Origin of the sequence: Micromonospora sp. NPDC048868 (genome assembly GCF_043198195.1) — a bacterium.
Lineage (GTDB): Bacteria > Actinomycetota > Actinomycetes > Mycobacteriales > Micromonosporaceae > Micromonospora > Micromonospora reichwaldensis.
In genome coordinates this window covers 18383-39706 of sequence record NZ_JBICUN010000033.1, presented here as the reverse complement: position 1 = coordinate 39706, position 21324 = coordinate 18383, and the positions used below count along the sequence as shown (strand labels likewise).

Sequence of the window (21324 nt, the reverse complement as noted above, 5' to 3'; positions counted from 1 at the left end):
GGACCTCCCCTTCGAACAAGTCGTCGAAGCCGTCAACCCCACCCGCAACCTCGCCCACACCCCCCTCTTCCAGGTCATGTTCGCCTGGCAGAACACCGACGACGGCGAGCTGACCCTCCCGGGCCTGCGGGTCACCGCCCTGCCTCCGCCCCACAGCACGGCCAAGTTCGACCTCACCCTCGCCCTCGCCGAGCACGACGGCCGCATCACCGGCAGCCTCGAATACGCCACCGCGCTGTTCGACACCGCCACCGCCCAGCGGCACATCCGCTACCTGCGCCACGTCCTCACCCAACTCGTCGCGCACCCCGACCAGCCCATCGACCGGCTGACCCTGCTCGACGAGCGGGAACGGGAGCAGGCGCTGCGCCAGGCCGAGCCGTCCCCGGTGGACAAGGGCGTCGTCGCCCGCTTCGCGCAGCGGGTCGCCGCGGCCCCCGACGCGGCGGCGGTCACCTTCGAGGGCACCTCCCTCACCTACCGCGACCTCGACGCGCGCGCCAACCGGCTCGCCCACCACCTGCGCACGCACGGCGTCGGCCCCGACACCCTCGTCGCGGTCTGCCTGCGCAGGTCGCCGGAGCTGATCGTCGCGCTCCTGGCCGTCGCCCGGGCCGGCGGCGCGTACCTGCCCCTGGACCCGGCGCACCCCGCCGAACGCCTGGCCCACCTGCTGGCCGACGGCGCCCCGGTCGCCGTCCTCGCCCACGCCGCGACCCGCGCCACCCTCGACGGCCTCACCGACGCGCCCCTCGTCGACCTCGACACCGACGCACACCGCTGGGCCGAGCACCCCACCACCAGCCCCGACCCCGGCACCCGACCCGACCACCTCGCCTACGTCATCCACACTTCCGGCTCCACCGGCCGCCCCAAGGGCGTGGCGCAGACCTGGCGGTGCCTGGACAACCTGATCGACTGGCAGCTCCGCTACGCCGCGCCGGGCAGCCCCGCGCCGCAGCGGGTGCTCCAGTTCGCCTCGATCGGCTTCGACGTCTCCGCGCAGGAGATCTGGAGCACCCTCTGCCAGGGCGGCACGCTGGTGCTGATCGGCGAGGAGAGCGGCCGGGACCTGGGCCGGCTGCGCCACGTCCTGGCCGAGCAGGGCGTACGGCGGGCGTTCCTGCCGGCGGCCGTGCTGCACCAGCTGGCCGGTCTCACCGGGGCCGCCGATTCGCTCGCGCCCGGGTGCGAGATCGTCACCGCCGGCGAGGCGCTGCGGGTCAACGACGACGTCCGGGCCCTGGTGGTGGGGCTGGGCGGCCGGTACCTCTACAACCAGTACGGTCCGACCGAGACCCACGTGGTCAGCCAGTTCACGCTGGCCACCGAGGCGGCGGCCGACTGGCCGGCCCTGCCGCCGATCGGCCGGCCGATCGCCAACGCCCGGCTCTACGTGCTCGACGAGCGGTGCGAGCCGGTGCCGGCGGGCGTGCTCGGCGAGCTCTACATCGGCGGGTCCGGCCTGGCGCGCGGCTACCTCAACCGGCCGGCGGCGACCGCGGAACGGTTCCTGCCGGACCCGTTCGCCGGGCCAGGCGAGCGGATGTACCGCAGCGGCGACCTGGTCCGCCGCCGGGTCGACGGGACCATCGAGTTCGTCGGGCGCGCCGACGACCAGGTCAAGGTGCGCGGCTTCCGGGTCGAGCCGGGCGAGGTGGAGAGCGCCCTGCGGCTCGTTCCGGGCGTCCGCGAGGCGGCCGTGCTGCTGCGCGAGGACACCCCCGGCGACCCGCACCTGGTCGGCTACCTGGTCGGTGACGTCACCGCCGAGGCGGCCCGCGAGCAGTTGCGGCGCCGGCTGCCCGAGCACCTGGTGCCGACCCGCTGGGTGGTGCTGGAGCGGCTGCCGCTGACGGCAAACGGCAAGCTGGACCGGCGGGCCCTGCGCGCACCGGAGCAGGCCGACCTCGCCACCGCCTACGTCGCGCCGCGCGACGACCGGGAGGCCCGGATGGCCACCATCTGGGCCGAGGTGCTGCGCCGCGACCGGGTCGGCGCGCACGACGACTTCTTCGCGCTGGGCGGCCACTCGCTGCTGGCGACCCGGCTCGTGCACGCGATCAACGAGCGGATGTCGGCGCGGCTGTCGCTGCGTACCCTCTTCCAGAAGCCGGTCCTGGCCGACCTGGCGGCCGAGCTGGCGGGGCCCGGCTCCCCCGCCGTCGACGCCCTGCCGTCGCTCGTCGCAGATCCCGCCGGCCGGTACGAGCCGTTCCCGCTCACCGACATCCAGGAGGCCTACTGGGTGGGCCGCGGGTCCACCATCGAGCTCGGCGGCGTCGGCGCGCACGGCTACAGCGAGCTGCGGCTGCGCGACTTCGACGAGGAGCGCTTCACCCGGGCGCTGCACCGGCTGGTCGACCGCCACGACATGCTCCGCGCGGTCTTCCACGACGGCGTCCAGCGGGTCCTGCCGCACGTGCCGCGCTACGCGATGGCCCGGCAGGACCTGCGCGGGCTCGACCCGCAGACCGCCGACCGCCGGCTGGGCGAGACCCGGGAGCGGATGTCCCACCAGGTGTTCGACGCCGGCCGCTGGCCGCTGTTCGAGTTCGCGGTGACGCTGCTCGACGGCGAGGCGCGGCTGCACGTCAGCCTCGACGCGCTGATCCTCGACGCGGCCAGCGGGCAGATCCTGGAACACGAGTTGGCGCTGCTCTACGCCGACCCGGACGTCGACCTGCCGCCGCTCGCGGTGACCTTCCGCGACTACGTCCTGGCCGAACGGGCCCTGCGGCACACGCCACGCTACGAGCGGGCCCTCGACTACTGGCGGGAGCGGGTCGGCACGCTGGCCCCCGCGCCGCAGCTCCCGCTGGAACGGCAGCCGGAGAGCGTCGAACGGCCGCGCTTCACCCGCTACGACGAGGTGGTGCCGGCGGAGCGTTGGAGCCGGTTGAAGGCGCTCGCCGGCCGGCACCAGGTGACCCCGTCGGTGCTGCTGGTGACCGCGTTCGCGCAGGTGCTCGCCCGGTGGAGCCGCCAGTCGCGGTTCACGCTGAGCCTGCCGCTGTTCAACCGGCTGCCGCTGCATCCCGGCATCAACGCGGTGATCGGCGACTTCACGTCGCTGGTGCTGCTGGAGGTCGACGTGGCGGCCGGGGTCGACTTCGTGACCCGGGCCCGTGCGGTGCAGGAGCAGCTCTGGCAGGACATCGACCACTCGGCGGTCAGCGGCGTACGGGTCAACCGCGAACTCGCCCGCGCCCGGGGCACCCGCCACGCGGCCCTGCCGGTCGTCTTCAACAGCACGCTCACCGAATCGGCCCCCGACGTCGGCGACAGCGGCCTCGCGGCGGCGCTCGGCGGCGAGGTGCTGCACGGCATCACCCAGACCCCGCAGGTGTGGATCGACCACACGGTCCTGGAGGCCGGCGGGCGGCTGCACGTCAACTGGGACAGCATCGACGAGCTCTTCCCCGCCGGCCTGGTCGCCGAGATGTTCGCGGCGTACCGGGAGCTGCTCGGGCGGCTGGCGGAGCCGGACGCCTGGTACGGCACGCTGGACGGGCCGCTCGCCCCGCCCGTGCCGATGGCCCCGCCGGCCAATCGCGGGCTCCTGCACGAGCTTGTCGACCGGCAGGCGCTGGCGACCCCCGCCGCGCCCGCCGTGCTCGCCCCGGACCGGCACCTGGACCACGCCACCGTACGCGTCGAGGCACGGCGGCTGGCCGGGCGGCTCCAGGACCGCGGCGTCGGGCCCGGCCAGCTCGTCGCGGTGCTGCTCGACCGGGGCTGGAAGCAGGTCGTCGCCACCCTCGCGGTCCTGCACGCCGGGGGCGCGTACCTGCCGCTCGACCCCGACTGGCCGGCCGAGCGGGTGGCCCGGGTGCTCCAGCGGGCCGGGGCGGGGCTGGTCCTGACCGGGTCGGACCGGGTGGCCCTGCCCGAGGGCGTCGCGCGCCTGGTGGTGGACGCGGCCGCCGTCGGTGCGGGCGGGCCGGCGCTCCGGCCGGTCGAGCGGGCGGAGACCGACGTCGCGTACGTGATCTACACGTCCGGGTCCACCGGCACGCCGAAGGGGGTGACGATCGACCACCGCGGTGCGGTGAACACGCTGCTCGACGTCAACGCGCGCTTCGCCGTGGGGCCCGCCGACCGGGTCCTGGCCGTCAGCGCGCTCAGCTTCGACCTCTCCGTCTTCGACATCTTCGGCACCCTCGCGGCCGGCGCGGCGGTCGTGACGCTCGACCCGGAGCTGGCCCGCGACCCGGCCCACTGGCGGGAGGTGGCCCACGCCCACCGGGTCAGCGTCTGGAACTCGGTGCCGGCGCTGGCCGGCATGCTGCTCGACGACGCCGACGCCGGCCATCCGCTGCCGGAATCGCTGCGGCTGGCCATGCTCTCCGGGGACTGGATCCCGCTCACCCTCCCCGACCGGCTGCGCAAGGCGCTGCCGGGGATCCGGGTCGAGAGCCTCGGTGGCGCCACCGAGGCGTCGATCTGGTCCATCCACCACGCGGTCGACGAGGTCGATCCGGCCTGGCGCAGCATCCCGTACGGCCGGGCGCTGGCCCACCAGGGGGTCCACGTGCTGGACGACGCCCTGCGTCCCCGGCCCACCTGGGCCACCGGCGACCTCTGGATCAGCGGCGCCGGGCTGGCGCGGGGCTACTGGCGCGACGAGGCGGCGACGGCGGCCAGCTTCGTCGTCCACCCGGTCAGCGGCGAGCGGCTCTACCGCACCGGCGACCTGGGCCGGCTGCGCCCGGACGGCACGATCGAGTTCCTCGGCCGCGAGGACGGCCAGGTCAAGGTGCACGGCTACCGGATCGAGCTGGGCGAGATCGAGGCGGCGTTGGAGGCCCACCCGGGCGTACGCGCCGCCGCGCTGCGGCTGCTCGGTCAGGCGCAGGGCGAGAAGCGGCTGGCCGCGTACGTGGTGGCGGACGGTCCCGCCCCCGAGCCGGCCGCCCTCGTGGCGTACCTGGAGCAGCGGCTGCCGGCGTACATGGTGCCGTCGTCGTTCACCGTCCTCGACGCGCTGCCGCTGTCGGCCAACGGAAAGGTCGACCGGGGCCAGCTCCCCGACCCGAAACCGTCGCCGGAGACCGTCGCCGAGGCACCGGTGCTCACCGACCCGGCCGAGAACCGGCTGGTGGAGATCGTCACCGAGATCCTCGACCTGCCCGTCGTCGCGCCCGACGCCAACCTGCTGATGCTCGGCGCCACGTCGATCGACGTCGTCCGGATCGCGAACGCCCTCTCCGGCGAGTTGGGCTTCCGGCCGAAGCTCGCCCGGCTGATGCGCCAGCCGACCCTCGCCGACCTGCTGCGGATGTTCCGCGAACACACCGCCGAGCGGGCCGTCGTCGCGGCCGCGCAGCGGGCCGCCACGGTGGTCGAGGACCCGGCCGCGCGCGCCGCGTTCACCTCGGACGGGCGGGGCCGTCGCGGCTTCGCGCCCGACACCCCGGCGGTCGCGCTGACCGCGCCGGCCGACCCGGCGTACGACCGGCGGTACACCGGCTACCGCACGGTGCGCCGCTTCGCCGCGGACCCGCTGCCGGCGGAGGCGCTCGGCGGGTTGCTGGCCACCCTCGCCCAGCGGGAGGTCGACGGTCGGGCCAAGTTCCAGTACGGCTCGGCCGGCGGCACCTACGCCGTGCAGACGTACGTCCTGGTCAAGGCGGGACGCATCGACGGGGTGCCGGGCGGGGCGTACTACCACGACCCGGCGGCGCACCGGCTGCTGGCGCTCGGCCGTGACCGCGAGCTGAGCCCGGACGCCTTCGACTACTTCGTCAACCGGCCGGTCTTCGAGGGCGCCGCGTTCGCGCTGTTCCTCGTGGCGCAGCGCGCGGCCATCGAGCCCCTCTACCAGGAGCAGAGTGCGACCTTCACCGCGATCGAGGCGGGCGCCATGGCCCAGCTGCTGACGATGGCCGCCCCCGAGCACGGTCTCGGCCTGTGCGGCGTCGGCGCCCTGGACACGGCGGAGCTGCCCGCCCTGTTCGACCTGGACCCCTCGCACCGGCTGGTCTACGCGCTGCTCGGCGGCGGCCGTCCCGGGGCGGAGCCGGCCGGGCCCGACGCCACCGACACGATCACGGTCGAGCTGTGAACGCCTACGAGCTGCTCGACACGCTCAACCGGCACGCGGTCGGGTTGCGGGTCGACGGCGACCGGCTGCGCCTCACGGGCTCCCGCGAGGTCCTCACGCCCGACCTGCTGGCCGACCTCAAGCTGCACAAGGAGGAGCTGGTCGCGATCCTGACCGGCGCCGACGCGGACACGATCCCCCGCCGGCCGCGACCGGACGCGCCGGTGCCGGTCGCGTTCGCCCAACGGCAGCTCTGGTTCCTCGACCAGCTCTCCCCCGGCAATCCGTTCTACAACAACCCGGTCGCCTTCGACGTCGTGGGCGCCCTGGACGTGGCCGCGCTGGCCCGCGCCCTGACCGAGGTGGTACGCCGGCACGAGGCGCTGCGTACCGTCTTCGCGCTCATCGACGAGGAGCCCTGCCAGGTGGTGCGGCCCGCCGGGCCGGTCGCCCTGCCGGTCGCGGACCTCACCGCGCTCCCCCGCCTGGAGCGCTCCCGCCGGGCCGACGAGGCCGCCGAGGCCGAGGCGCGGGCGCCGTTCGACCTGGCCGCCGGCCCCCTGCTCCGCAGCTGCCTGCTCCGGCTGGCGCCCGACGAGCACCGCTGGCTGCTCACCGTGCACCACATGGTGGCCGACGGCTGGTCCGTCGGCATCCTGATCGGCGAGGTCACCGCGCTCTACGCCGCGTACGCGGGGGGCGAGGCTCCCGCGCTGGCCGAGCTGCCCGTGCAGTACCCGGACTACACGCTGTGGCAGCGCCGGCACCTCGGCGGCGGCGAGCTGGAGCGCCAGCTCGGCTACTGGACGCGGACCCTGGCCGGTGCGCCCGCGCTGCTGGCCCTGCCGACCGACCGGCCCCGCCCGGCGGTGCAGCGCTACCAGGGCGAGACCCACGGCACGACCGTGGACGCCGCGGTGCTGCGGGGCCTGCGGGAGGTGGGCCGGGCCGGCGACGCCACGCTCTTCATGACGCTCATGGCCACCCTGTCGGTGCTGCTGTGGCGCTACAGCGGGCAGGACGACGTCTGCGTCGGCACCCCGTTCGCCAACCGCAACCACCGGGACGTGGAGGGCCTGATCGGCCACTTCGTGAACACGGTGGTGATCCGCAACCGGCTGGACCCGGAGCAGTCCTTCGCGGCGCTGCTGGCCGACGTCCGCCGGCACCTGCTCGACGCGTACGCCCATCCCGACCTGCCGTTCGAGCAGCTCGTGGACGCGCTCAACCCGGAGCGGCACACCAGCTACTCGCCGCTGTTCCAGGTGATGCTGGTGCTCCAGAACATCCCGCGCGGCCGGCTGGCGCTGCCCGGCCTGGAGCTGCGGCCCCTGTCGAGCAGCACCGGCGCGGCCAAGTTCGACCTGTCGGTCGAGGTGCTGGAGCACGCCGACGAGCTGCACGTCGTCTTCGAGTACAACACCGACCTCTTCGACGCCGCGACGATCGCCCGGCTGGCCGGGCACTTCGTCCACCTGCTCGCCCAGGTGGCGGCCGATCCGTCGGCCCCGGTCGGCGCGCTGCGGCTGCTCGGTGCGGACGAGCGGCACCGCCTGCTGGTCGAGTGGAACCGCACCGCGCGACCGCCCACCGACCCGGCGGACGTGGTGCGGCGGATCGCGGCGCAGGCGCGGCGGCACCCCGAGTCCCTCGCCGTGGCCGACGACGACGAGCGGCTGGACTACGCCACGCTGGAGCGGCGGGCCAACCGCCTGGCGCACGCGCTGATCGCCCGGGGCGTACGCCGCGACCAGGTGGTGGGCCTGCACGCGCGGCGCTCGGCCGGGCTGATCGTCGCCATCCTGGGCGTGCTCAAGGCCGGGGCCGCCTACCTGCCGCTGGACCCGGCCCTGCCGCCGGAGCGGCTCGCCGGCATGGTCGCCGACGCGGCGCCGGCCCTGGTGCTCGGCGAGGACGACCTGGCCGCCGTCGAGGCCGAGGGGCGCCACGACGGTCCGCCCGGCGTCGTCGTGCACCCCGCCAACCTGGCGTACGTGATCTACACGTCGGGCTCGACGGGCCGCCCCAAGGGCGTCGCGGTCGCCCACGGCGGCGTCGTGAACCTGCTCGACCACTGGGTGTCGCGGCTCGGTGCCGCCGAGGGGGAGGCGGCGGCGCTCTGGTCGAGCGTCGGCTTCGACGTCTCCGTGCAGGAGATCTTCCTGCCGCTGACCACGGGCGGGGCCCTGCACCTCGTACCGGAGAAGTTGCGCGGCGACCCGGCGGCGCTGATGGGCTGGCTGCGCGAGCACCGCGTCGTGCAGGCCTACCTGCCGCCGGCCTTCGTCCGGTGGATCGACGAGGATCCGGCGGCCCGCCTGGCCGGGTCGGCGCTGCGCCAGCTGCTGGTCGGGGTCGAACCGCTGCCGGAGCAGGGCCTGCACCGGATGCAGGAGGCCCTGCCCGGGCTGCGGGTCCTCAACGGGTACGGGCCGACGGAGACCACCGTCTACAGCACCGCCTACCTCGACCCGCAGCCGTCCGCCCGGCGGTGCCCGATCGGCCGGCCGATCGCCAACACCCGCGTCCACCTGCTCGACGAGCGGCGGGAGCCGGTGCCCGTCGGGGTCACCGGCGAGATCCACATCGGTGGCGTCGGCGTCGCCCGTGGCTACCTGGGCCGGCCGGGTGCGACCGCCGAGCGGTTCGTTCCCGACCCGTTCGTGCCCGGGGAACGGCTCTACCGCACCGGCGACCTGGCCCGGCTGCTGCCCGACGGGAACATCGAGTACCTCGGCCGCCGCGACGGCCAGGTCAAGATCCGGGGCTTCCGCATCGAGCTGGGCGAGATCGAGGCCGCGCTGCGGGACCGGCCGGACGTACGCGAGGCGGCGGTGCTGGTCGACTCCGACGCCGCCGGCGAGCCGAGGCTGGTCGCCGGGGTGGCCCGGGACGGGGCGGCGCCGTTGCTGGTCAGCGAGTGGCGCGAGGCGCTGTCGCGACGGTTGCCCGGCTACATGATCCCGTCGCTCTTCGTGGAGCTGCCGCGGCTGCCGCTGACCGCCAACGGCAAGCTCGACCGCGACGAGGTGCTGCGGCTGGCCCGTACCGCAGCGCCCTGGCAGGTCAACCTGGCCAGCCCGCGCGACCAGATCGAGCTGACCCTCTACCAGATCTGGAAGCGCCTGCTGCTGCACCCGGAGATCGGCATCGGCGACCGGTTCTTCGACGTGGGCGGCACCTCGATCTCGGCGATCAAGCTGGCCCACGCGATCGGCGAGGCGTTCGGCGAACCGCTGCCGGTCCACGAGATCATGCTGCACCCGACGATCGAGGCGCTGGGCGGACGGCTGCGGCGGGGCGCGTCGGGCCGGCCGCCGAGCAACCTGATCGAGTTCCGGGCGGGCGACGGCGCCGGCCGGGTCATCTGCGTGCACCCGGCCGGCGGCACCGCGTTCTGCTACCTGTCGCTGGCCAAGGCGCTGCCGGAGTCCCTCGGCGTGTACGGGATCCAGTCGCCGGGGGTGAACCCGGGCGAGGAGTTCCTGCCCACTGTGGAGGCGATGGCCGAGGCGTACCTGGGGCAGGTCGCGCACCTGCTGGACGGGCCGGTGGTGCTCACCGGGCTCTCCTACGGCGGGCTTGTCGCGTACGAGATGGGACGCCGGCTGGCCCTCGCCGGGCATCCCGGGCTGAGCGTGGTCCTGCTGGACACCCTGGGCACCGACGACCCGGCCCACCGGGGCGCGATCGAGCCGGTGGACATGGCCGAGTTCCGCGACAAGCTCATCAAGTTCAACGGGATGTACCCGGGCATCGACGACGAGCAGATCGACCAGTACCACCGCGTCTACAACCACAACCGGTCCACCATGCGCGACTATCCGACCCCCGCGTCGCCGGCCCGGCTGGTGCTGTTGCAGGCCACCGCCGGGCGCGACGAGGCCTTCCTGCGCGAGGTGCGCGCCTTCTGGCGGCGACGCGGCGACGCCGACTTCCTGCTGGAGCGGGTGCACTGCGACCACTGGGACATCCTGGAGAGCGCGGTGGTGCTGCGGGTCGCCGCGCTGCTGCGCGGCGAGATGGACCGGCTCTCCCACGCCCGTCCGACGACGCCGGCCGTACGGGAGGCGTGATGGTCCAGGGTCCCGGTCTCGCGCACGCCGTGCTCGCCCAGGCCAGCCGTACCCCCGACGCGGTTGCGGTGGCCGACGGCGACCGGCGCCTCAGCTACGCCGACCTGGACGCCGCCAGCGCCGCCGTCGCCCGGTCCCTGCGCCGGGCCGGGACCCGCCCGGGTCAGGCCGTCGCGGTGCACCTGCCGCGCGGCTGGCGGCTGGTCTGCGTCATGCTCGGCGTCCTGCGGCTCGGCGCGACCGTGGTGCCGCTGGACCGGCAGAGCCCGCCCGGGCGGCGGGACCACATGCTGCGCGACTCGGGCGCCGTGGCGGTGGTCCACGGCCCGGACGCGCCCGGCGACCTGCCCGACGGGGTGCGGCCGCTGCCGGCGGAGGCCCTGCTGGCGGGAGACCCGGCGACCGGGTCGGACGGGCCGCCCGCGCCGGTCGCGTTCGTCTTCTACACCTCGGGCACCACAGGCCGCCCCAAGGGCGTGGAGGTGCGCGACGCGGGCATCCTGCGGCTGGCCCGCCCCGGCTACCTCGTGCTGCCCCCGGCGGCCCGCTACGCGAGCCTCGCCAACCCGGCGTTCGACGCGATCAGCTTCGAGGTCTGGGTGCCGCTGCTGACCGGCGGCTGCTGCGTCGTGCTCGACGACGAGACGGTGTCGACGCCGCACCTGCTCGACGCCGCGCTGCGCCGGGAGCGGATCGACACGCTCTTCATCACCGTGGCGCTGTTCAACGCGGTGGTCGACGAACGGCCGCACTGCTTCGCCGACGTCGGCCAGGTGCTCGTCGGCGGCGAGCAGCTCAACGCCCGGCTGATCCGCCGCTGGTACCGCGACAACCCCGCCAGCCGCACCCGGCTGCACAACGTCTACGGGCCCACCGAGGCGACCACGTTCGCCCTGTGCCATCCGATCCCGCGCGACTTCGACGCCGAGGTGGTGCCGATCGGCCGGGTGCTGCCGGGCACCGACGCGCACCTGGTGGTCGACGGCGAGCGTGTCGCCGCGCCGGGCGAGGTCGCCGAGCTGTACCTGGGCGGCGCGGCGCTGGCGGCCGGCTACCGCAACCTGCCCGAGGAGACCGCCGCGCGTTTCGTCCGGCTGCCCTGGCTGGACGGCTCCGCCGGCCGCCACTACCGCACCGGGGACCTCGTGCGCGCCGACGCCGCCGGCCGCGTCGAGTACGTCGGCCGGGTCGACCGGCAGGTCAAGGTCCGGGGCTTCCGGGTCGAACCCGGCGAGGTGGAGCGGCAGGTCCTCGCCCACCCGGGGGTCCGGCAGGCGTACGTGTGCACCCGGCGCGACCCGGTGCACGGCACGAACGAGCTGCTGGCGTACCTGGTGACGGCTCCCGATCTCTCGTTCGCGGAGTTCGACAGGCACCTGGCCGCGACCCTGCCGCCGTACCTGCGCCCGCACCGGGTCCACCGGGTCGGGGCGCTGCCGCTGACGGCGAACGGCAAGGTGGACGCCGACGCGCTCCTGCGGCGCGACGACCCGCCCTGGCGTGCTGGGCGAGACGACCCGCACCCGCACGGCGGGCGCGACGGCGGTCCGGCCGAGGCGGCGGGCGCGGCGTGGCAGCGGGCGGTGCTCGGGCTGGCCGGTGAGGTGCTGGGCGTGCCCGACCTGCGACCGGACGACAGGTGGATCGCCAGCGGCGGGGACTCGCTGAAGGCGCTGCGGCTGCGCTTCGAGATCCAGCGGCGCTGGGGCGCCGAGGTGCCGCAGGCGGTGGTGCTGGGCGGTGACCTCGCCGAGCTGGCCGCGGCGGTCGCGACGGCCCGCACCGCGACCGGCTCGCCGTACCCGGTGCCAGCTCCCCTGTCCGGTGCCCGGTCCGCGCCGGCCACCTCGGAGCAGCAACGGCTCTGGCTGTTGCAGCAGCGGGCGCCGGCGTCCACCGCCTACCACGTGGGGCTCGCCTTCGAGCTGCGCGGCCGGGTCGACGTCGACGCGCTGCGGCACGCGCTGCGCCGGGTGGTGACGCGTCACGCGGCGCTGCGGACCGCCTTCCGGGCCACGCCGGAGGGGCTGCGCCAGGAGGTCGGCGAACCCTACGACCCGTGGCGCGAGCCCACTCCCGCTTCCGCTTCCGCCGCTGACGGGGCCGACGACTGGGCCAGGGCCGACGACTGGGCCGGCGACGGCGACTGGGCCAGGGCTGACGACTGGGCCGGGGCCGGCGATGGGGCCGGGTGGCGCGAGCGCGCCCGTGCCCTCTTCGCCGCCCCCTTCGACCTAGCGCAGCCGCGCATGCTGCGGGCGTACTGGCTGGCCCGCGACGGCGGCGGGGTGCTCCTGCTGCACCTGCACCACATCGCGGTGGACGGCTGGTCGCTCGACGTCCTGTTCCGCGGGCTGTCGACCGCGTACGCGGCGGCGCTGGCCGGCACGACCGAGGACGAGGACGAGCCCGCCCCGACCCCGCTGGACTACGCCCGGTGGCAGGCCGAGTGGTTCACCCGACCGGCCTACCGGGCTCAACGCGACGCCCTGCGCGGCCACTACGCCGACGTGACGGAGGTCGCCGCGCCGCTGCGGCCGGTCCGGGAGCACGGCGGCACCGGGGACCACCTGCTCCACACCACGATCGGCCCGGAACGCCGCGCCGCCCTCGACCGGCTCGGCGCCGAGCTGGGCCTGACCCGCTTCCCGCTGCTGCTGACGCTCTTCGGCTGGGCCGTGCACGGGGTGACCGGCCGCACCCACCCGCGCGTCGCCAGCCCCGTCGCGAACCGGCCCGTACGCGACTTCGAGACGAGCGTCGGCATGTTCGCCAACACGGTGCTGCTGCCGCTGGCGCTGGCGCCCGCCGAGGAGCTGCGGGCGCAGCTGCGCCGACAGGCCGACGCCGTACGCGCGGTGCTCGACGCGCAGGACGTGGCGCTCGCGCACGCCGTCGCCGACCACGACTTCGGCGCCGACGCGCCGCTGTTCGACTTCCTCTTCGTCCTCGACAACACCGACTTCTCCGCGCTGGCGCTGCCCGGCTGCGCGTCCCGGCCGGTCTGGCTGGCCCCGACCGAGGCCAAGTGTCCGCTCACCCTCTCGGTCGTCGCGCACGAGACCGGCTTCGACTGCCTCTGGGAGTACGCCGACGAGCACTTCGACGCCGGCGACGTGGCGGCGGCGGCCGAGCTGTTCCGGCGCGGCCTCGACGCGTTGACCGGCCACGGCCCGAGCACGCTGGCCGAGCTGGTGCGGCCCTACCGCCGCGGCCTGCCCGAGCCCGGCCGGGGTTCGCGTACCCCGTCGGCCTTCCCCACCGTGGCCGAGGCCTTCGCCCGGCGCGTGCGGGCGGAGCCGACCGCGACCGCGCTGGTGGCCGGCGACCATCGCCTCAGCTACGCCGACCTCGACGCGTACGCCTCGGGGCTCGCCGCCGAGCTGCTGCGGGACCATCCGGTGTCGGCCGGCGACCGGCACCGCGTCGCCCTGTTCTTCGCGCCGTCGGTGGAGCACGTGGTGGCGCTGCTCGCGGCGGCCCGGCTCAACCTGACCGTCGTGCCGCTCGACCGGGCCTACCCGCCGGCGCTGCTGCGCCAGGTGCTGGGCCAGGTCGACCCGCTCTGCGTGCTGCTGGCGCCCGGCGACGAGCCCGCCCTCGACGTGATCGACGAGGGCGCTCACCCCCGGCACCCGGTGGTGCTGTCCCGGTCGGCCGCACCCGTCGCGCCCTCGTACGCCGGCCGCCCGCTCTACACGCTCTTCACCTCGGGCTCGACCGGCACGCCCAAGGGGGTGCAGGTCGGCGACGCCCTGCTGGTCAACCTCCTGCACTGGCAGGGCGAGGCCGGCGGCCTGGCGGGTGCGGCGGCGACCCTGCAGTTCTCCATGCTCTCCTTCGACGTCTCCTTCCAGGAGATCTTCGGCACGCTCTGCGGCGGCGGCACCCTGCACCTGCCCCGTCCCGGGCTCAGGCAGGACATGCCGGCGCTGCTGGCGCACCTCGACACCGCCGGCATCGAGCGGATCTTCCTGCCGTACGTCGCCCTGCAACTCCTGGCCGAGCACGGGGTCCGCCTCGGCCGGTACCCGTCCCGGCTGCGGGAGGTCGTCACCGCCGGCGAGCAGCTGATCTGCACCGACAGCATCCGCCGCTGGTTCGCCGGCCTGCCCGGTGCGCGCCTGTTCAACCACTACGGCCCGACCGAGACCCACGTGGTCAGCAGCCTCTGCCTCGACGGCGACCCGGCCACCTGGCCGGCCCGCCCCGCCATCGGCCGCCCGGTCGCCAACACGTGGCTGCGGGTGGTGGACTCCGCCGACGAGGTGGTGCCGCCGGACTGCCCCGGGCAGCTGCTGATCGGCGGGGATCTGGTGGCGCCCTGCTACCTGGACGATCCGGCGCTCGACCGGGCCCGCTTCGTCGAGCTGCCCGGTGACGGCTGGTTCTTCCGCAGCGGCGACCAGGCCCGGTTCGACCGCGACGGCCTGCTGCACTACCTGGGCCGCGACGACCAGCAGGTGAAGGTGAGCGGGCACCGGCTGGAGCTGGGCCAGGTGGAGGCGGCCCTGCTGACGCACCCGGCGGTGGTCAACGCCGTGGTGGTCCGCGACGAGCCGCACCTGGTCGCCTGTCTGGAGCTGCGGGCGGATCCACCGTCCCCGGAGGAGCTGACCGGTCATCTGGCGGGGCTCCTGCCCGGGTACGTGCGGGTGGACCGGTTCCGGCGGCTGCCGGAGCTGCCGCGTACCGCCAGCGGGAAGCTGGACCGCCGCCGCGCGTTGACCGCACCGGGCGAGGAGCTGCGGCCGGGCGTCGCCGCGCCGGCGCCGGTCATGTCGGTCCTGGAGTCACGGCTGGCCGGGCTCTTCGAGGAGGTCGTCGGGACGCCGATCGCACCCGACCGGCGCTTCTTCGACCAGGGCGCGGGCAGCCTCGACCTGATGCGCTTCCACCTGCGCTGCGCCGCCGAAGGGCTGCCGCTGAGCATCCCCGACCTGTTCGAGCATGTCACCATCCGCCGCCTCGCCCGGTTCCTCACCGAGCGACGGGCCACGGAGGCGACGGTGGGCGGGCGGGACGGGGCCGTCGCGGGCCCGGCGGACGAGCCGGTCGCCGTGGTGGGGATGGCCGTCCGGCTGCCCGGCGCGACCGACCTGGCCGCCTTCTGGGCGATGGTGGAGGCCGGCGACCGGGGCATCGAGCACTTCGACGCCGCCGACGGCCTGGTCGGCGCCCGCAGCCAGCTGGCCGGGGTGCTCGGCTTCGACCCGGGGCACTTCGGCATCAGCCGGCAGGAGGCGCGGCTGATGGATCCGCAGCAGCGGCACCTGCTGATGAGCTGCGTCGAGGCGTTGGCGCACGCCGGCATCGCCGATCCCGGCGGGCAGCGGGTCGGCCTGCTCGCCAGCTGCGGCGAGAACACGTACTTCCAGACGATGCTGCGCGAAGCCGATCCGGCGCGGCTGCCGGACTCCTTCCAGTTGGCGCTGCACCACGAGAAGGACTTCCTGGCCACGAAGGTCGCCTACCACCTGCGGCTGACCGGTCCGGCCTTCACCGTGCAGGCGGCCTGCGCCAGCTCGCTGGTGGCGGTCCACGTCGCGGCCGGGCTGCTGCGCCAGGGCGACAGTGACGTGATGCTGGTCGGCGGCGTGCTGGTGGACCCGCTGCTGACGGCCGGCTACCGCTACCAGCCGCAGCACATCTTCTCCCCGGACGGGCACTGCCGGCCGTTCAGCGACGACGCCGGCGGCACCGTCGGCGCCAGCGGGGTGGGCGTGGTCGTGCTCAAGCCCCTGCGGCTGGCCCGGCGCGACGGCGACACCGTCTACGCCGTGATCACCGGATCCGCCGTCAACAACGACGGCGCGGAGAAGATCGGCTACGCCGCGCCGTCGGTCGCCGGCCAGCGTGAGGTGATCCGTACCGCGCTGCGTCGCAGCGGGCGTACCAGCGGCGACGTCGGCTACGTGGAGGCGCACGGCACCGGCACGGAGCTGGGCGATCCGGTGGAGGTGGCGGCGCTACGCCAGGCGTTCGACCTGGCCGAATCCGGTCGCGTCGCGCTGGCCTCGGTGAAGAGCCAGATCGGTCATCTCGGCGCGGCGGCCGGGGTGGTCGGCCTGGTCCGTGCCGTGCTGGCCGTGCACCACGGGCTGATCCCGCCGAACGTCGACTTCCGTCGCCTCAATCCACGGCTCGGCCCCGATCCGGCCCCGTTCCACATCCCCACGAAGGCCCGGCCCTGGCCCGTCGACCGGCCACGCGTGGCGGCGGTGAGCAGCTTCGGCATCGGCGGCACCAACGCCCACCTGGTCTGCGAGGCGATCGAGCAGGTCGGCGCCGGCCCGGACACTCCGCCGGTCCCCGGCGTACCGGTGGTGCTGCTCGCCAGCGGCAGCGCGGCCGGCCTGCGCGCCGACGCCGACCGCATCGCCGACTACCTGGCGGCCCGGCCCGAGGCCTACCACCGGGTGCTGCGCCACCTCCAGGCGGGCCGCACGCCGGGCCGGTGGCGGGCGGCGGCCGTCTGCGCCGACGCGGCCGCCGCCGTGGCCTGGCTGCGCACCGCGACCGCCGTCGAGGTCACCCCCGTCGAGGCGGCACCCGTCGCGGTCACCGGCCCGGCCGGTACGCCGCCGGCGGCCGACCTCGTCGCCGCCTGGCTGGCCGGTCGGCCGGTCCGGTGGTCGGCCGGGCCGGCGCAGCCGCCCTGGGACTTCCCCCCGCCAGCGTTCGTTCTCGTCGACCACGAGTTCGCCCGCGCCGCCCCGCCGGCCGGGGCGACGTCGCCCGCCAGCACGACGTCGCCCGCCAGCACGACATTCCCGACCGGGACGGCACCGCCCGCGGTGGCGACACCCGGGGTGGCGTCGCCAGCCGGTCTGGCACCGCCCGCCGGGGTGGCATCAGCCGTGGCAGCGTCGCCCGCCGAGGTGGCGTCGCCCGGGGTGGCGGCGGCCCCCGGGGCGGCGCCGGCCGATCAGCCGTGGCCGGCACGGCTGCCCGAGGCCGAGTGGTTGCACCAGCCGCACTGGGTGCGCTGGCGGCACGCGGGGGCCGATCCCGGTGCCCGCCGCCCGGAGACGCTCGTGATCATGGCGGCGGAACCGCCCCCGCCGGCCGCGCTGCGCGCCTTCGCGGCGTCCCACGCCCGGGTGGTGGCCGTCACCGCCGCGGACGGCTTCGCCCGGCTCGGACCGGACAGCTACCAGGCCGACCCGGCCGATCCCGGCTCGCTGGGCCGGCTGCTCGACGCGCTGACCGGCGCCGACGCCGGCTCGCCGGCCGCGCCCGGGCAGGGCGGTGTCGACTGGCTCCACGCGCTGCCGCTGGCCGTCGACGGGCCGATCGGCGCGGACGCGCTCGCCCACTCGTACCGGGCCTGCGTCGACACCCCGGCGGCGCTGCTGGCAGCCGTCGCCGCGCTGCCCCGCCGGCCCCGGCTGCGGGCCTGGTGGCTGTCTCAGCAGGCGCAACCCGTGCACGACGACGTACGCCGGCCGGAGCTGGGCCTGCTCGCCGGGGTGTGCGAGGTCGCACCCCAGGAGGGCGACGTCGCGAGCCACTGGGTGGACCTGCCGGGCCCCGATCCGGCCGACTGGGCGCCGGCGCTCGCGGCGCTGCTGGCGGAGGAGGCACCACCACCCCGCCGACTCGCGCTGCGCGGGGGCTACTGGTGGGAGCAGGCGCTGCTGCCGGTCCGCCCGCCGGCCACGCATCCGCAGTCAGCCGGGCCGATCCCGCATCCGCTGCCGGCGGTACCCGCCACGCATCCGCAGCCGGCCGGACCGGCCGTGTACGTGGTGCTGGGCGGCACCGGCGGCATCGGGCGGAGCATCGCCGCCTGGCTGCTGGAGCAGGGCGACTGCCGGGTGGTCCTGCTGGCGCGGCGCGGGAGGCTGCCGGCCGGGCTGACGCGGTGGGCCGATCGCGTCGACCTCGTCGAGGGCGACCTGGCCGAGACCGGACCCGACGAACTGCTGGCCCGGCTCGACGCCCGCACCCGCCGGGTCGACGGGGTGGTCCACGCCGCGGGGATCGCGGCCGGCGGGCTGATCGGCCGGCGGGACGCGGCCGCGATGCGGCGGGCCACGGCCGGCAGGGCGTACGGCGCGCTGCTCGTGGAGCGGCTGGTCGCGCGCCACCGGCCGTCGTTCGTCGTCTACTGCTCGTCGATGTCGGCGCAGCTCGGCGGCGTCGGCCAGCTCGACTACGCCGCCACCAACGGGCTGCTCGACGGCTTCGCCCGGCACCGGGCGGACGGGGCCGACACCACGCTGCGGATCTCCGTGGGCTGGGACGTCTGGAGCGAGGTGGGCCTGGCCCGGGACGCCCTGCCCACCGACGCCCGGCACCGGGCACACCTGGCGGTCGGCCTCTCCGCGGACGAGGGGCGCCGGCTCTTCGCGCAGGCCCTGCGGCTGCGGCTGCCGCAGCTGCTCGTCTGCACCACCGCGCTGGACCGGGCGCGGGATTTCTACGCGCCACCGGCCAACCCGCCGGACGCGACACCCGCCGTACTGCCCCGGTCGGCCGCCGAGCAGGTCGGCGAGTGGCTCTGCGACTGGCTGGGCGCCGACCGGCTCGATCCGGCCGCGTCCCTCTACGACCTGGGGGCCGACTCGCTGCTGCTGCTGGACCTGATCGACCGGGTCAAGGAGCACTTCGGCGTCAGCCTCGGCCTGTCCCAGCTGAGCCACCGGGTGAGCCTGGCCGAGGTGCTGGGGCTCCTCGGCGAGCCGGTCCGCGCCGCCGACCCCGCCGACCCCGCCGTGGCGGTGGAGGTCTGGCAGGCGGGCCGGGGGCGTACGGTGCTCTGCCTGGTCCATCCGGTCGGCGGCGACGTCCAGGCGTACCGGCCGTTGGTGTCGGCGCTCGACCCGCAGCTCACGGTCTGCGTCATCGCCGATCCCGCGCTGACACGCCCCGGGCAGCCGGCCTGGTCGCTGGCGGAGCGGGCCGCGCGCTACCACGCCGCGCTGCGGGACCGCTTCCCCCGCGACGAGTGGCGCTGGCGGCTCGCCGGCTGGTCGTTCGGCGCCTGGGTGGCGCTCGGGATGGCGGCGGAGGCCGAGGCGGCCGGCCAGCCGGCGGACGAGCTGTACCTGCTCGACCCGCCGCCGCCGGACGCCGCGCCGGCCCTCGGGGCGTACGACGAGGAGCGGCTCGCCGCGCTCTTCGCCCACGAGCTGGGGGCGGCGACCGGCGCGAACACCGCGGCGACGGCGTACGCGGACGCGCTGGCGCGTTGCTGCCGGGCCAACCTGGCGAGCATGGCGGAGCACACCCTGCCCCGGCTGGCCGGGACGCCCGGGCGGCTCTGGCTCGCGGGCCGCCCGACGGCCGGGCTGCCGGCGCTCGGCGCGCCGCAGGAGCAGGCCCGTAAGTGGCGGGGGCACCTGACCGGGCTCGCCTGGCACCTCGTCGACACCACCCACTACGGCATCGTCGGGGCGCCGCACGTGGACGCGGTGGCCGGGGCCATCAACGAGGCGGAGTCGGCCACCGACCCGAGGGCGGCGCGATGAACCCGTACCAGTCGTTGCCGTCGCGGTCGTTCTGGCGCACCGCCGTGGCCGAGCCGGAGATGCGGGACATCGGCGAGGTGTGGACGCCGAAGTTCGGCCTCGACCCGGACGATCCGGTCCTCACCGCCGGTTCCTGCTTCGCCCGCCACCTCGGTCCCGCCCTGCGCGACGAGGGGATGAACTGGTGTGAGGCCGAGCTGCCCCCGCCGGGGCTGACTGAGGCCGAGCGCCAGGCCCGCCACTACGGCGCGTTCTCCTTCCGCACCGGCACCATCTACACCGCCGCCAGCCTGCGGCAGTGGCTGACCTGGGCGCTGACGGACGACCCCGGGCCCGACGAGGTCTGGCGCGAAGGCGACCGGTTCTTCGACCCGTACCGCCCGTCGGTCGAACCCGACGGGTACGACTCGGCGGAGGCGACCCTGGCCGCCCGCCGATCCACCCTGGCGGCGATGCGGAGGGCGGTCGCCGAGGCGGGCTGTCTCATCTTCACCCTCGGTCTGACCGAGGCCTGGCGGGACGCGGTCACCGGCACCGTCCACCCGGTCTGCCCCGGCACCGTCCGGGGCACCTTCGACGCCGGGCGGCACGTCTTCCACAACTTCACCGTGGCCGAGGTGCACCGGGACCTCTGCGCCGTCGTCGCGCTGCTGCGCGCCGCCAACCCACGGCTGACCGTGCTGCTGACCGTGTCGCCGGTGCCGCTCACCGCGACGGCGACCGGGGCGCACGCGTTGACCGCCACCGGGTACTCCAAGTCCGTGCTGCGGGCCGCGGCGGGCCAACTGGCCCAGGAACACGACCACGTCGACTACTTCCCCTCGTACGAGCTGATCACCGGTTTCCCGTTCCGGGGGGTCTTCTTCGCGCCGAACCTGCGCGCCGTGACGCCGGCGGGGGTCGCCTTCGTCATGCGCCACTTCTTCGACGCCCTCGAACGCGACCGGAACGGGACCCGGCCAAGTGATCGGACCGCGCCGGCGGCGGACCGCCGCGCCGACGCCGACGGAGGTGACCTCTACTGTGACGACGCCGTCCTCGACCACTACCGCGCCGGCTAGATTTTTGCTGCTGGGCGACTCGCACGCCGGGCCGATCGCCCGCGCGGCGACGGCGGCCGGGCTGCCCTTCGTCGGCGGGCCGGTCGGCTCGGGGCGCGACTTCAACGTCGGCTTCTTCGACGTCCGCGACGACGGCCTGGTGTTCCGGGACGCCGCCGTGCAGGAACGCCACCGCGGCTTCCTGGCCGAGTTGGGCGTGGCCGACGTCGGGCAGCTCGCCGTCCCGCTGGTCTCGACGTTCGGGCTCAGCGCCCACTTCTTCGCCACCACCGAGAACTGGCGGATCTACCGGGCGGGCGACGGCGCCTTCCCGGCGGGCTTCCTCGCCAGCGGGCTCTTCGACGACATCGTGCGCGCCATGGCCCGCGACGCGTTGGCCTTCTACCGCCACGCCCTCGACCTGGGGCTGCGCGTCCTCGCGGTGCTGCCGCCACAGCGGGTGCCGGGGATGTCCGACCCGCTGGTGTTCATGGCGGCCCAGGAGACGGTCCGCCGCGCGCTCGTCGCGCTCGGCGTGGAGATCGTGGACCTGCGGGCCCGGGTCACCGACGGCGCGGGCCGGCAGCGGGCCGCGTTCTGCGAGCCGGACGACCCGATCCACGGCAACCTCGCCTTCGGCCGGCTGATCGTGGCCGACCTGCTGGCGCGGGGGCTGTGACACCGAA

At 75.7% G+C, this 21324-nt stretch carries 5 protein-coding genes; all 5 read left to right on the top strand.

All coding sequences use genetic code 11. The features are described 5' to 3' along the window. Positions 1 to 6067, top strand: a 6067-nt coding sequence (locus ACGFNF_RS29970; protein ID WP_393172251.1) for an amino acid adenylation domain-containing protein, incomplete at its 5' end; no start/stop codon positions are given. After that, complete coding sequence (locus ACGFNF_RS29965) at positions 6064 to 10122, top strand: amino acid adenylation domain-containing protein (protein ID WP_393172249.1); 4059 nt, start codon at positions 6064 to 6066, stop codon at positions 10120 to 10122. The genes ACGFNF_RS29970 and ACGFNF_RS29965, both read left to right, overlap by 4 nt. Continuing rightward, a complete protein-coding gene (locus ACGFNF_RS29960) occupies positions 10122 to 19598 on the top strand; it encodes an amino acid adenylation domain-containing protein (RefSeq protein ID WP_393172247.1) in 9477 nt (3158 codons plus the stop codon). The genes ACGFNF_RS29965 and ACGFNF_RS29960 overlap by 1 nt, the downstream gene beginning before the upstream one ends. Continuing rightward, positions 19595 to 20659 carry a GSCFA domain-containing protein gene (locus ACGFNF_RS29955; protein ID WP_357580161.1) on the top strand — a complete coding sequence of 355 codons (1065 nt, stop codon included), beginning with the start codon at positions 19595 to 19597 and terminating at the stop codon, positions 20657 to 20659. Before ACGFNF_RS29960 ends, ACGFNF_RS29955 begins: the two co-directional genes overlap by 4 nt. Then, the gene (locus tag ACGFNF_RS29950; RefSeq protein WP_357580162.1) at positions 20622 to 21317 is read left to right on the top strand and encodes a hypothetical protein; all 696 of its coding nucleotides are present in this window, start codon (positions 20622 to 20624) and stop codon (positions 21315 to 21317) included. Before ACGFNF_RS29955 ends, ACGFNF_RS29950 begins: the two co-directional genes overlap by 38 nt. Positions 21318 to 21324 lie beyond the last annotated feature (7 nt).

Bases quoted from the DNA above. Each gene is read 5' to 3' on its own strand.
- ACGFNF_RS29955 (WP_357580161.1), top strand. From the start codon at position 19,595: ATGAACCCGTACCAGTCGTTGCCGTCGCGGTCGTTCTGGCGCACCGCC.
- ACGFNF_RS29960 (WP_393172247.1), top strand. From the start codon at position 10,122: ATGGTCCAGGGTCCCGGTCTCGCGCACGCCGTGCTCGCCCAGGCCAGC.